Raw genomic sequence first — 15,312 nt, 5'->3', positions numbered from 1 at the left:
TTTACACTCTTGCCATTCTTCTGATGCGCTTTATTTGAAAAGTAGAATTGCTCTTTAGTGAAACTATTTTTGTTAAGAGATAAATCGCAGTATTTTTGAATGGAGATAACAGTATATTTTCAAAGTTTTGTGTTTTTATTTATTTTTTAGCTTGAATCCCTCTAGCTAAAAGGGTTGGGGACTTTTCTAGATTCGATGTTGTTGCAGAGATTTTAGGTCGATGCCGGATAAGTATCGGTATCGTAGGGGGGAGTTTTGTCTTGATTTATTGGTTTTTGAAGTGCGCAAACTAAGGGTTTTGCCATGTGTGTTTTCGCGCGTTGTGATGATGTTGAACTCTGTAGGAGGAGATTCTTATGAAAAAACAATATTCCACACCAAATTTAATTAAAGTTGTCTCTCTTAGTACGGTAATGGCCACACTCTTATCGAGTGTTTCTCCTGTTTTTGCGGCGAATCTTGCGATAGTAGGAGGGACGAGTCAAAGTACACCTGGTACTGGTGTTGTATATCCACACGGTAGTCATGGGAGTGTTGTTTTTGCTGGTGATGATGACTACTGTGGTGCAGACAATGTTATTGGTCGTGGCGGCAAGCAACAAGAGAGAGTTGGTGAAAGTCAACGAATAACCGCAGAGCAACAATATGAGAGATTTATTGGTGAGAAAGTTTTTGGAGGTCGTAGTCCTTACGGCACGACCACTGAAAAGGTTACTTGGCAAGCCGCTGGGATTCTAACCAACAATGCTACTTATATGGGAACAAACACTGGTGGTATCGTTAATGCTATGCCTGAGGCTTATGGTGTTTATTCTTTTGCAACGGGTTGTGGATCTGCAGCGACGGGTAATTATTCAACCGTATTTGGTGCAGGTGCGACAGCAAAGGCAGGGGGTGCACAAGCTTTTGGTGTTTCCGCACTTGCAAGTGGTATAGCAAGTGTTGCTATGGGTGTAGGCTCAGAAGCATCGGGCAAATCTTCAGTTTCTATTGGAGGGCTTGCAACTGCATTAGGTACAAATAGCATTGCTTTAGGTACAAAGGTAAAGGCAGAAAAGAGTTATACGATTGCTATAGGTACAGATGCTGAAGCTAAAGCTTCAGGTGCTATTGCAATAGGGGGCAGGCGCTCTGACAGAACCGAAGAAAATGATCCTAACAGAAAAGTAATCGCGAATGCTGAAAATGCGATTGCTATAGGTACGCAAGCTTATGCTGAAAAGGAAGATTCGGTTGCCATTGGTGTAAATTCGCAAGTGCTTGTTAGAGATGGTGTTGCTGTAGGTGGTGGGGCTATCTCTGATAGAGAGAAGGGGGTTGCTGGTTATGATCCTGCAACAGGTAAAGGGACAACAAAAACCAGTATAGCATGGAAGAGCACCACAGGCGCTTTTAGCGTTGGTGAAGTTGGCGGTCGTGGTAATGGTACGTTAACACGACAAATTACAGGGGTTGCAGCTGGAAGTGAAGATACTGATGCGGTAAACGTGGCGCAACTAAAAGCTATGAAAGATATCATAGCAGGGGGAGGGGGGTGGAAACTTTCTGCTAACGATACCGATCCGACAGATGTGAATTCAGGCAATACTGTAGATTTTTCAGTGAAAAGTGAAAAAGAAGCGGGAAAAGACAACTTAAAGATTGCAAAAAACACTGCAGATAATAAGCATAAAATTGAATTTACTTTAAATGATCATCTTAAATTGACGCAAGTCACCACAGGCCAAAGCACGATGAGTGATGATGGCTTTTTTGTTAACGGTGAAAGCGGTTCACGCATGACTGTAGACGGCTTTTTTATTAATGGTAATGATGGTCCAAGCATGACTATTGATGGTATTGATGCAGCCAAGCAAAAGATCACAAACGTAGCAGATGGGTCTGAACCTAACGATGCAGTGAATTATAAACAGTTGCAAGAGGTGAAAAACGCGAACAAAACGAGTTGGCAGCTTGCTGTTAACGGTGGAAATGCTACGGCTATTGGTCCAAATGGTACAGTAAATTTTCAGTCAGTTGACAATAAAGGTACAAAAAATATCAAGATCGAAAAAGATAATGATCACAATGTCACATTTGATCTAGCTGATGATATTCAGGTAATGACTGTCACAGCAGGAGACAGCATTATGGATGCTGCTGGCTTTAGATTTGACGGTGATGAGGGGCCGAGCATAACTGTTAATGGCATTCATGCTGGTAATAAAACGATTAAAGGGGTAGCGGCAGGGGAAGAAGATACTGATGCTGTAAATTATAAGCAGTTGACGGAGGTAAGAACACTTGCTGAAGCAGGCTGGAAACTTTCTGTTGATGGGAACAATGCTACAGATGTTAAAGCTGGGAGTACAGTAGATCTTGTTGCGGATGCGGGTGAGGACGGAAGCAAAAATATAAAGATTGCAAAAGACAGTAATAAAGTTACATTTTCTTTGAATGATAACCTTAAGCTTACGAGTGTCACGACAGGCAACAGCATTATGAGTGATGAGGGCTTTAAGTTTATTGATGGTAATGGACCAAGCATAACTTTGAATGGTATTAATGCTGGTGATAAAAAAATTACAGGAGTAGCTAAGGCAGAAGGCAATACTGATGCTGTAAATTATGAACAGCTGAAAGAGGTAAGGACACTTGCAGAAAATGGCTGGAAACTTTCTGTTGATGGTAACAATGCTACAGATGTTAAAGCTGGGAGTACAGTAGATTTTGTTGCTGGTGAAAATGAAGATGGTAGCAAAAATATAAAAATTGCAAAAGACAGTAATAAAGTTACATTTTCTTTGAATGATACTCTTAAGCTCACGAGTGTCACGACAGGCAACAGCATTATGAGCAACGATGGCTTTAAGTTTGTTGATGGTGGTCCAAGCATAACTATGAAAGGTATTGATGCTGGTGGCAAAAAGATTACAAAAGTGAAAGCTGGTACTGATGATACTGATGCAGTAAATTATAAACAGCTGAAAGACTTTACAGCGGGGATGGAAACGGGCTGGAAACTTGCTGTTGAAGATGAAGAAGCTACAGATGTTGAAGCAGGAAGTACAGTAAAGTTTGTTGCAGTTAAGCATAAAGACGATGATAATAATGAGAGTGAGAACACAAATATAAAAATTACCAAAGGTGATAACAATGAAGTAAAGTTTGATTTAAGCGAATATATTAAAGTTGGTCGTGTAGAAACAGGGGACAGCAGAATGAGTAATGCCGGTTTCATGATCAAAGATGGCCCAAGAATGACCAAGGGTGGTATTCATGCCGCCAATACAAAAATTACAGGAGTCGCAGATGGTAGCAATGAGCATGATGCTGTTAATCTTTCACAATTATATAAAATGAAGTTTGAGATAGAAGACAATAGTCTTGTTAAATGGAGTAAAAGTAACAAAAATATTACCATTGGTGCTGAAAAAGAAGGTATCGAAATCAATATTGCGAACTCTGAAGGCAAGGATCGAATTATTTCTGGCGTTGCAGTTGGAAAAGTCAGTTCCGATTCAACAGAAGCAATAAATGGCCATCAACTGTTTAATTATATTACTAATATAGTGGATTTTTTTGGTGGTGAGGAGACAGATATACTTAATGGTATCAAACCAACTTTTATGGTTCAGAATACAAAACACGACAATGTAACGGATGCTTTCGCTGCTGTTGATACTTCTATCACAGATATTTATAGTCAGATTAATAATGTAACAGAAAATAGTCTTGTTAAATGGAAAGAAGATCAGAAGCTTATCACTATTGGTGCTGAAAAAGGCGGTACGAAAATTGATATTACAGGTACTGAGGGAGAGCGAACCATTGCAGGTGTAAAAAATGGTGAAATTTCCAAAGACTCCATGGAAGCTGTAAATGGTAGTCAAATTAATACAATCTCTGGAGATATTGCAAAATTCTTTGGTGGTGGTACTTCATTTGAAAATGGTGTGTTTGTTGGACCACAGTATAATTTATCTACCGTTTCTGCAGATGGTAAGGTAGAACAGAAAACCTTTGAAAATGTTGGTGATGCTTTGACTGGGCTTGATGCGAATGTCAAAAATGTGAATAGTCGTTTAACACATGTAGTCAATAATTTTACTGAGGAAATTCAGGGTCTCTCTAAAGATGCTTTATTGTGGAGCAGTTCTGAGAGTGCATTTGTTGCACTTCATGAAAAAGATGGACAGAAGACAGATAGTAAGATTAAGTTCCTTGCGGATGGCGATATTTCAGGAGATTCAACAGATGCAATAAATGGTTCTCAACTTTATAAGATGGGCGATAAGATTGCGAATTATTTTGGCGGTGGTGCTCGCTATGAGAATGGAGAGTGGATAGATCCTACTTTCAAAGTTTCTCAGCGTAATGAGGATGGCACTATTGTTGAGAAAAAGCATCATAATGTCGCTGATGCTTTTGAAGGTGTCAATAATTCTATTACGGATATCTATAATCAGATTAACAATGTAACAGAAAATAGCCTTGTAAAGCAGGAGGGAGAAGATGGTCTTATTACTGTGGGTAAAGCAACTGGTGGTACTGAAATCAGCCTTGTAAATAAAGATAATCAAGAAAGAACACTTTCTGGTGTGAAAGATGGAGAACTTTCTCAAACATCAACGCAAGCGGTAAATGGTTCACAGCTTTTTGCTACGGATAAGAAGATTACAACTGTTACTGACAATCTTAAAACAGTCGCTCAAAATACATCGAAATATTTTGGGGGTAGTACAGATGTACTGAATGGTGTAGAACCAGCTTTCCTTATTCAGGGGAAGACCTATCATAATGTTACGGAAGCGTTTACAGGTGTTAATACTTCTATCACACATATTGATAATAAGATTTCCGAAGTGGTAAAAAATAGTCTTGTTAAGCAAGATGGAGGTGCATCAGGTATTATTACTATTGGTAAGGATACCGCTGGTACTGAGATCAATATTGCAGGTGTTGGTGGTTCAGGACGTAAAATTTCTGGCGTGCGGGAGGCAGAAAATGGTGATGAAGCTGTTAACAAAGACCAACTTGATAAAAGCATAAATAAGATTTCTAAAGATATTGAGACAGTAACTGCTGCTGCGGTTCTCTATGATAAGAATGACGATAATAGTGTTAATTATGGTAGTGTAACTTTGGGCGGCGATAAGAACAACGGACCAGTTGCTCTTCATAACGTAAAAGATGGTAGCATTTCTGAAAATTCCAACGATGCAATCAATGGTAGTCAGATTAATAAAATATCAGCAGATATTGCAAAGTTTTTTGGTGGTGGTGCAAAGTTCATTAACGGTGCTTTTGAAGGGCTGAAATATACTTTATCCGCTATTGTAGGTGGTGAAGTAGGGAAGGCTAATTTTTACAATGTTGGTGATGCTTTAACAGGTCTTGATAAAAATGTTCAAGATGTGAATCAACGCTTAACGAATGTATCCAATGAGTTTAACCAGAAAATTGAAGATTTCTCTAAAGATGCTTTACTGTGGGATGATGAGGAAGAAGCATTCGTTGCACGTCATGAAAAAGATGGCAAGAAAACAAACAGCAAATTGAAGTATCTTTTAGATGGTGAGATTGCTCAAGGTTCAACAGATGCCATTACGGGCAACCAACTTTATTCCATGAATAACCAACTTGCGAATTATTTCGGTGGCGGTGCCAAATATGAGAATGGCAAATGGACAGATCCTACTTTTAAGATTGTTCAAGTCAATGCTGATGGTACGACTGTTGAGACAGAGCATCATAATGTCGCTGATGCTTTTGGTGACGTCAATAAAAATATGTCAAATATTAATAACCGTATTGATGATGTCATCAACAAGGTCGATTCAGATGCTTTAAAGTGGAATGATAAAGAAAAAGCCTATGATGCTGGTCGCGATGGAAAGCCGAATAAAATTATCAATGTAGCTGATGGTAAAGTTGAAAAAGGCTCGAAAGATGCCGTCAATGGTGGGCAACTTTGGGAAACCAATGAACGTGTCACTGGTGTCGAAAAAGATGTGAAACATCTTACCAACAGAGTTGATACCATTTCCAATACGATTGCTGATATTGGTGATACAGTTATCAATATTGATGCCAAAGTTGATAACATCAATAATAGAGTTGACGGCATTGAAGAGGATGCTGTTCGTTATGATAGAGATGAAAACGGCAAAAAAACCAATAAAATCACATTAGCGGGGGGGGATGCCAGTGAACCTGTTCTGATTGATAATGTAGCTGATGGTAAAATTGAAAAAGGCTCGAAAGAGGCTGTAAATGGTGGTCAACTTCATGATTATACTAAAGAACAGATGAAGATTATTCTTGATGAATCCAAGCAGTATACAGATCAACGGGTTAATAATATTGTGATTGATGCGATTGATGATGCTGTTGATCGGGCTAAGCAATATACAGATATGAAGTTTGATGTTTTAAACTATAGTATTGAGAGTGTGAAAAAAGAGGCAAGACAAGCAGCAGCTATTGGTCTTGCAGTGTCTAACTTACGCTACAATGATACACCTGGAAAATTAAGCGTTGGATTTGGTACTGGTTTATGGCGTAGTCAGTCTGCATTTGCCTTTGGTGCAGGTTACACCTCAGAAAATGGAAAATACCGCTCTAACATATCCGCAACAACTTCTGGAGGTCACTGGGGTGTAGGTGCGGGATTCAATATGACATTGAATTGATAATAAACAAAATACATAAAAATTCCTTTTCACCCCTGTCTCATGAGGCAGGGGTGAATTGTTGTTACGTATGTAAAAAAATATATATAAATTGATAAGCGCTAACGATAAATACAGGTTTAAAAAACAGAAAAACCGGACGCTTTCAACAAAATGAACCTCTTATTTCAAAATAAGATAATGAGTTTTTTCATAAATTATAAGTTTATTATTTTCTTCTTTAATTTTTAAATCTGAAAAATCTGTAGCACTCTACAGATAAAAAAACCTTTTGCTCTCTACAAATCTATTAAAAAGCTTTCTACTAAGACAAAAATCTCCATTCAAATGTATTTCAACTTTACTGGAAGAAGCTATAAAACAATATGCTAAATTAACTCTACCCCTTGCAAAAAACAACCAATAAGTTTAAAGGTTAAAAAAACCAATCACCACAAAAAAATTTACTTTCTTAGGAAATGTAAAAGAGCAAAACGCATTAACCATAAAACCTAAAACACAACTTCTCTATCTTTTCAGTCAGGTACTAAATTTTTGAATACGTTTAGAAAAACCAATTTTAGGGGACCTAATAGCGTTTAAATGTGTCTTTTTTGTGTTTATAGTTATTTCTTTCATTGGGGAGTTCATTATGAAAAAATTATATACAAAATTAGCAGGGAGCAATTTAAAATTTTCTCGTTTTCCTTTTATTAAAGTCCTATCCTTGACTTCAATAGCGGCACTTTTAGCCAGTATTTCCCCTGTTTTTTCGAATGATTTGGATTCTTCTAGTTCATCACAGGAAAATTATTTAACAGCGCTGAATGTTGCTTTGACATCCAAGGTAAGTGCTGCTGATGACTATGAAAATTTTTTAACCAAAACTCTTACTGGTGTAAGTGATTATAATCCTATAGTGAATGTTTTGGCAGAAACCAGCGATTCGATACGTTCAATTGATATGAATGCTGGAAGTAAAAAAATAACAAGAGCAGCTTTAACTCCAGGAGTTGTAAAGGGAGATCAGATAACTAGCAGTCAGGATTTGGGTAATTCTCTTATTTATGGTGAACGAGCTCAGGGAGAAGCGCATGATGCTATTGTTTTCGGGCAGGTAGCGCAGACGAAGGCTGACCAAGGGATTGCTATCGGCTTAACTGCTTTAGCTGGTAGTAGTAGAAATACTAAAAATAGCATTGCAATCGGCTCTTCTCTAACCGATAGTTCTGATGAAAAAGAGAGAACAGTTTCATTTGGTGATTATAGTAAGGGTATAACCAGACAAATTACAGGCGTAGCAGCTGGTTCTAATGTTACCGATGCAGTGAACCTTAGACAGTTGCAGGACTTAGAACAAGTTGTAAGACAAAACGGTTGGAAATTCTCTGTTGGAGATAAAAATGCTACAACCGTTTTTATGGATAGCGCGGTAGATTTTTCCGCAGGAAGTAGCAACCTAAATATTACAAAGGGCGAAGATAACAATAAAGTAAAATTTGATCTGGCTCAAGACATTATGTTAACAAGCTTAAAAGCAGGTACAAATACCTTCGATGCCACGGGCTTAGTGATTACTGATGGTCCGAAAATAACCACCGGTGGTATTGATGCTGGAAATAAAAAGGTAATGGGCGTTACATCTGGTGATCTTAGTGCAGATTCACAAGAGGCGGTAAATGGTAGTCAGTTGAATGTTGTAGCTACCCATATAGCTGGATATTTAGGCGGTGGTGTTAAATTTACGAATGGTCAATGGGATAATCCAGAGTTCAAAATTAAAACTTTAAATCCTGAGACGAATGAGATGGAAGAAGAAAGTTTTCCAAATGTAGCCAAAGCCTTTGAGGGTGTGGGTAAGTCTTATGTAAATCTTCACAATGAGATTAAAAAAGCTGCCGATGATAGTGTCTTTAAATGGCACGCCGAAACGGAGAGCATTACAATTGCTGCCAGTGAGGGAAAAGGTGGGCAAGAAAGTATTGCTATAGGTAAGCTTTCAAGTGCAACTGCTAACAATGGTATTGCATTAGGTGGTTCTGCAAATGTATCTGGTGAAAATAGTATTGCATTAGGTGGTTTTGCAAATGCATCTGGTGAAAATAGTATTGCATTAGGTGGACTTTCAGCTGCAACAGCTAAAAATAGTATGGCATTAGGTTCAAATGTACAAGTACTTCCTGAGGGTGGTGTTGCTGTGGGTTATAAATCTGTTTCTCGTAACTCAGTGTCCGCAGTTGGCTATGATCCTTCCATAGGGAGCCAGTCAACGGATGATGGTGTGATATGGAAGAGCACTCAAGGAGCTTTTAGTGTTGGTGATACTCCGAATAAGATAACACGACAGCTTACAGGTGTGGCAGCGGGTTATGCAGACACTGATGCCGTCAACATTGCACAGCTGAAAAAATTAAGAGAATTTGTAGCACAAGGGTGGACACTTTCTCTTAATGATAAGGCTGTTTCAAACTTTCAGCCGGGTGATATATTAAATTTGGTTTCTGGAAGCAAAAACTTTGAGATTAAAAATAGTGATACAACAGACAATAAAGACAAAAAAATAACATTTGATTTGGCACAAGATGTCACATTGAACAGTGTAAAATTAAAAGACATCACTTTAGATAAAACGGGCTTAACTATTGAAAATGGTCCCAAAGTAATAGCGGATGGTATTGATGCTGCAGGTAAAAAAATAACAGGTCTTGCAGGTGGAGATCTTAGCACAAATTCGACAGATGCCGTTAATGGTGGTCAGCTTCATACAATTACTGGGGATTTATCAAAAATTTTAGGTGGAGATGTATCCTTTGATGGAAAAAACTTTAAAGTACCAGGGTATAAATTATCGAATATTGATGAAAAAGGTGTTGTAACAGATAAACCGCATACCGATGTTGGTTCTGCCTTTAAAGGACTTGATGACAATATCAAGAATGTGAATGCTCGCATTAAGGAAGTCTCAGAAGGAGTTGCACAAGATTCTTTATCTTGGAGCGATGCTGACAAAGCTTTTGTTGCCCAGCATGGGGAAGGTGATGACAGAAAGGCAAGTAAAATCACATCGCTTGCTGTAGGAGATATTACGAAAGAATCGATGGATGCCGTAAATGGTTCTCAACTTTATTCACTGGGCGATAAGGTTGCAAAATATTTTTCTGATGACGCTGAATATAAGGATGGGGAATTGAAAGTTCCTGATTTTAAGCTCAAAATTATCAATGATGATGGCACTGAAGCTGAATCAAGCTATAAGAATGTATCAGATGCATTTTCAGGTGTGGGTAAACTTTTCACAAAGGTTCAAACTGCGATCAGCGATGTAATCAGTAATTTGCTTGTTACGAAAAATGAAGATGTTATCAACATTGGTAAAGGAGTAGAAGGTAGTGAAATCAATATCGCAAACAAGGGTGGTAAGGATCGAACTCTTTCTGGTGTAAAGGCAGCAGAAAAAGCCAATGAAGCTGTGAACAAAGAACAATTTGATAAAGGTTTGAAGGATCTTTCTGATACCCTTCTGTCGGATAGTTCTTCTGTTGTTCTTTACGATAAAACAACAGATAATCAAACTGATTATACAAATGTAACTTTTGGGAAAGGGAAGGATGCTACACCTGTTGCGCTCCATAATGTAGCCGCCGGATCGATTGCGGAAAACTCAACGGATGTTATCAATGGAGGACAAGTTCACATTCTTTCAATGGATATAGCAAAATTGTTGGGTGGAGATGCTGAATTTAAGGATGGTGCTTTTAAAGGGCCAACTTATAATTTATCTAGTATTGATAAAGGTGGTGAAGTAACAGATAAACCGCATACCGATGTTGGTTCTGCCTTTAAAGGGCTTGATGAGAATATCAAGAATGTGAACGCTCGCATTAAGGAGGTCTCAGAGGGAGTTGCACAAGATTCTTTATCTTGGAGCGATGGTGACAAAGCTTTTGTCGCTCTGCATGGGAAAGGTGAGGACAGAAAAGCAAGCAAGATCACATCACTTGCGGCTGGCTCTATAGTATCAGGCTCGAGTGATGCGGTTAATGGTGGACAGATTTATGATCTGAATCAGTCGCTAGCAAAGTATTTTGGTGGTGATGCTAAGTATGATGGTGATGGCTGGGTCCTTCCAGGTTTCAAGATAATGACTTTCCAAGAAGATGGAAGCTTTGTAGAGGAGGATTATGATAGCATTGCAGCCGCGTTTGCCGGTGTAAATAAGGTTTTCAAGAATCTTCATAATGAGATTTCAGACAACATTGAGCAAAATGCGTTGTTGTGGAGTGATGATGCAGGTGCGTTTGTAGCACAGCATGAGGAAGAAGGTAAAAAGGAAAACAGCAAGATCACGTTCCTTGCGAAAGGAAAGATATCAGAAGATTCGACTGATGCGATTAATGGTGGTCAGATTTATACTCTTCAACAGACATTTGCCTCATATTTTGGTGGAGGAGCTGGTTATGATAAGGAAGGAAACTGGCAAGGACCAAAATTCACCGTTCAGGTCTTTAATAAGGATGGTACGAAAGGTGATAAAGAGGAGCGTAATAATGTCTCTGAAGCATTTGATGTTGTTAATGACAGCATGAGCACTATCAACGATCGTATAAAAGAAGTTGAAAAAGGTACCTCTTCGAATAGTCTGAATTGGAATGAAGAAAAAGGAAGCTATGATGCATCTCATGTTGATGCTCAGGGTGTTAAGAGTCCAAGTAAGATTATCAATGTAGAGGATGGCAAGGTAGACAGAGATTCAAAAGAAGCTGTGAATGGAGGACAGCTTTGGGAAACTCAGCAAATGATTACAGATCAGGTCAAGGATATTGAAAATAAAGTTACGGAGGGATCTGTACAATACGATAAAGATAAAAAAACGGGCAAAAAGACCAATAAAGTTAGCTTAGTTGGTGGAGATGAAAGTTCTCCAGTATTAATAGCCAATGTAGCCGATGGAAAGATTGAAAAGGATTCGAAAGAAGCGATTAATGGCGGTCAATTAAAAGATAAGATGGATTTTGTGCTTGAAAATGCCAATAAGTATACGGATGAGCAAGTTTCTCATCTTGTAAAAGATGGAGTTAGTGAGGCTAATTCGTATACGGATATGAAGTTTTCGACATTAAGTTATGCTGTTGAGGATGTTCGAAAAGAGGCAAGACAAGCAGCAGCTGTTGGTTTAGCAGTAGCTGGTTTACGCTATAGTGATATTCCTGGAAAATTAACAATCGCATTTGGTAGTGGTTTATGGCGTAGTCAATCTGCTTTTGCTTTTGGTGCAGGTTATACTTCAGAGAACGGTGATATTGGTTCCAACTTGTCAATTACCACTTCTGGAGGTCACTGGGGTATAAGTACAGGGGTTAATGTGATACTCAACTAATAAACGACTAAATCCATAAAATTGATTTGCCTTTTTCTTAATTGAAGAAAAGGGCAAATTTTTTACTTTCTTCCAGAGTTCTCTAAAGCTATTCTAAATGTATAAAACACCCGTAATTATATAAAATCCGAATATAAAAAGCCTATGACAACTTTTTTTGAGAATAAAAGACCTTAATGGTAAAGATTTAAAAAATTGATTGCTATTATTTTGATTTATTAAAATGCTTCAAGAAATGTAAATACGAATATACCCTTTATTAAAAGAAGACAGTTTTAGCTTTTATTTTCGTATAGTTTTAAACGTATGCTTTATAATGCAACGATCTACAGATATGCAACGTACTCCAAACACAAGTATTGCTTTAGGGTAGTGGAGCGCAAACGGAAAAAGAATGAAGCGTTTCTGTAGGCAATATGGCTTACGCTTTAGAGAAAAGCAGTATCGCAATAGGTAGTGAATATAATAAGAAGAGCGAACACGGGGAAAATGATTATACTCTTTCGAAGAGTGATTATTCAACAGTAGTAGCAGCTGTTTCTAAAGCTTTAGAATATGGTTCGATTGCTCTTGGTCATCCGTACATAAGCATTTGCTCAAGAAGCTATTTCTATGGGCTTCTATTCAAAAGCAAAAGGGGTTGGAAGTATCGCTTTAGGTTCCTATTCTAAAGTGATGGTTGATGGGGGGCTATCGGGAACAGCTCTGTGTCTGGTAGGACTGCTGGCGTTTTTGGGGATACGTCTGTTCTGCAAGGACTGGCTAAAAACACCTAATCTCAATGGAAAAGTACGAAAGTTTCAGTAAATATTGGTGTTCCTAGTAAGAACATAACGCGACAAATTATAGGCGTAGCAGCTGATAGCAAATCTGCCGATGCGGTGAACCTGAGACAGTTGCAAGATTTAGAAGAAGTCGTAAGAAAAAAAGAGTGGAAACAGTCTATTTCTGGTGAGGCAGCTAAAGATATGGGTGCTAGATAGTACAATGAATTTTTCATCGGGAGGAAGTAACTTCAGGGTTAAAAGAGATAAGGACGATGAAAATAAGCTCATATTTGGTTTGGCTAATGATATAGCATTGAAAAGCATAACATTAGGAGAGAAAAGAAAAGTCGATGCAACAGGCTTAGTAATTACTGATGTCCCGCAAATAACCACCGGTAATATTAATGCGGCAAGTAAAAAAGTAACAAATGTTGCAGAAGGAACTAGCAATACTGATGCAGTGAATTTTTCACAACTGAAGGGAATAAAAGAACAAGTAGCAGTGAGTATTTTTGTAAAATAGGATACAGCAACGAGACACATTACCATTAGTAAGGATATAGATGGGGCATTTTAGTAAAAAGCTTTCATAAATCCTCTAATGAAATAAAAAATCTTATTCACGAAAAATAAACTGATGCCTAAGCGGATGATCAATAGGCACAAAAATTATACCTTTTTCAAAGAGATCAAAGCTAAAAACGACACACAACCTTTGATAGAAAAACGAAATCCATTCTAATATTAAGTATTTTTTTACCTTCCTCAAATTGACTTTCACGAACCTACCCCTAATTACCCTCTAAAGGCGTTGCAGAAACAACAGCTTACGTCTTAATTTTATTTATGTCCTAAAACACGCTGTAAAAGCAGGAACACGCAAGGGAAATAAGAAAGCTCTAGAACACACCTTTTTTGTGTTTTTAATCTATTGTTATGAGGGGGTATTATGAAAAAATATTCAACACCAAATTTGATTAAAGCTGTTTCATTGGGAACAGTTATAGCGACGCTCTTGTCGAGTGTTTCTCCTGTGGTTGCTGCAAATCTTGCGATAACAAGTGATAAAGTTCAAAGTACAAGTGGTCCTAGCGTGTCTTATCAATACGCTAGCCATGGCAGTATTGTATTAGCTGGCGATAAGGATTACTGTGGTGTGTTTAATGTTGTTGATCGTGGTGGAAGCAATCAAGGTACTGATAACCAAATCACTGCAGAGGAACTATATGAAAGAGTTTCTATGAATAAAGAGATTAATGGCAAGCGTCCTTTTAACTGGGCGAAGGTTCAGCTTAATTGGGTTGATGATGGTCTGACCGGTAAGGGGGGATATATGGGAAAAGCAACCGGTGGTCTTTCAAATGTTCTGCCTGAAGCTTATGGTGTGTATTCTTTTGCAACTGGGTGTGGATCTTCCGCAACGGGGCATTATTCAACAGCATTTGGAGCGGCTGCAACTGCAAAGTTTGGGGGATCACAAGCTTTTGGTATTGCTGCACTTGCAGGTGGACAAGCAAGTATTGCTATAGGGGTTGCGTCTGAAGCAGTAGCAAGCAATACGATTGCTATTGGTGGGCGTGCAAAAGCAAAAGGCGTTGATAGTATTGCATTCGGTAACAAATCACTTGCAGGTGGACAACAAGCAATTGCTATAGGTTATGGTGCTCAAGCTCAAACAGATCTTTCGATAGCGATTGGTTCAGATGCAAGAGCGACTGAGCATAAGGGTGTTGCTCTTGGGAGCGAGTCTGTGGCTGATGTTGCTGCTGGCGCTATCGGGTATAATTCTTTAACTAAAGGCCCTTCAGATTCTGACGACATGATATGGGCGAGTACGCTAGGTGCAGTGAGTGTTGGTGATGCTAAATCAAAAAAAAACGCGCCAGATTGTAGGAGTGGCAGCTGGTAGTGGCGACACTGATGCCGTTAATGTTGCACAGTTAAAATCATTACAAAAATACGTAGACCAAGGTTGGACACTATCTGTTGGAGGTAAAAATGCTAAAGCTGTTGGTGTACAAGATACTGTAGATTTGTCGGCTGCAAGTGACAACCTTAAGATTACAAAAGGTGGGGAAAACAATAATGTAACATTTGATCTAGCTAATAATATTACAGTGGAACGAGTTACCGCTGGGAGAAGCTCTATCAGTGATGATGGCATTTTGTTTGCTGATGGGGCTAAAATAACTGTGGATGGTATTGATGCTGGCAATAAGCAGATTACAGGAGTGGCAGCTGGGGAAGAACCTGATGATGCAGTGAATTTTGCGCAGTTGGAGCAGGTTAATCGGGACGTTGCAAGTGTAAGTCAAAATACATCACAATATTTTGGTGGTGGTGCAGATGTATCTAATGGTAAAGCACCAACTTACACAATTCAGGGTAATTCTCATAATGATGTTGGTTCTGCTTTTAATGCTGTTGATACTTCTATCACGAATATCCAAAATCAGATTGCGAATGCGACAAAAAATAGTCTCGTTAAGCAGGAAGGAGATGCAGGTACTATTAC

At 38.5% G+C, this 15,312-nt stretch carries 5 protein-coding genes and 1 pseudogene; all 6 read left to right on the top strand.

Going from position 1 to position 15,312, the window contains the following annotated elements:
- Positions 1–356: 356 nt before the first annotated feature.
- Positions 357–6,674, top strand: coding sequence for a Vomp family autotransporter (locus tag ACFIMM_RS01070; RefSeq protein ID WP_375692579.1), 6,318 nt, complete (start codon positions 357–359; stop codon positions 6,672–6,674).
- A gap of 631 nt (positions 6,675–7,305) precedes the next feature.
- A complete protein-coding gene (locus tag ACFIMM_RS01065) occupies positions 7,306–12,030 on the top strand; it encodes a YadA-like family protein (protein ID WP_375682574.1) in 4,725 nt (1,574 codons plus the stop codon).
- Positions 12,031–12,642: 612 nt separating this feature from the next.
- Positions 12,643–12,837: a hypothetical protein gene (locus tag ACFIMM_RS01060; RefSeq protein ID WP_375681851.1), complete on the top strand. Its 195-nt coding sequence runs from the start codon at positions 12,643–12,645 to the stop codon at positions 12,835–12,837.
- Between the two features lie 180 nt (positions 12,838–13,017).
- Entirely contained in the window at positions 13,018–13,320 is a 303-nt protein-coding gene (locus ACFIMM_RS01055; RefSeq protein ID WP_375611461.1) for a hypothetical protein, read from the top strand.
- 426 nt (positions 13,321–13,746) lie between these two features.
- Complete coding sequence (locus ACFIMM_RS01050) at positions 13,747–14,706, top strand: hypothetical protein (protein ID WP_375692578.1); 960 nt, start codon at positions 13,747–13,749, stop codon at positions 14,704–14,706.
- A pseudogene (locus ACFIMM_RS01045) lies at positions 14,657–15,312 on the top strand (hypothetical protein); the annotation flags it as partial. The gene ACFIMM_RS01050 and the pseudogene ACFIMM_RS01045, both read left to right, overlap by 50 nt.

The organism is Bartonella sp. AP258QHHD (assembly GCF_042196145.1).
GTDB lineage: Bacteria > Pseudomonadota > Alphaproteobacteria > Rhizobiales > Rhizobiaceae > Bartonella.
This window is presented reverse-complemented; position numbering and strand designations above follow the sequence as displayed.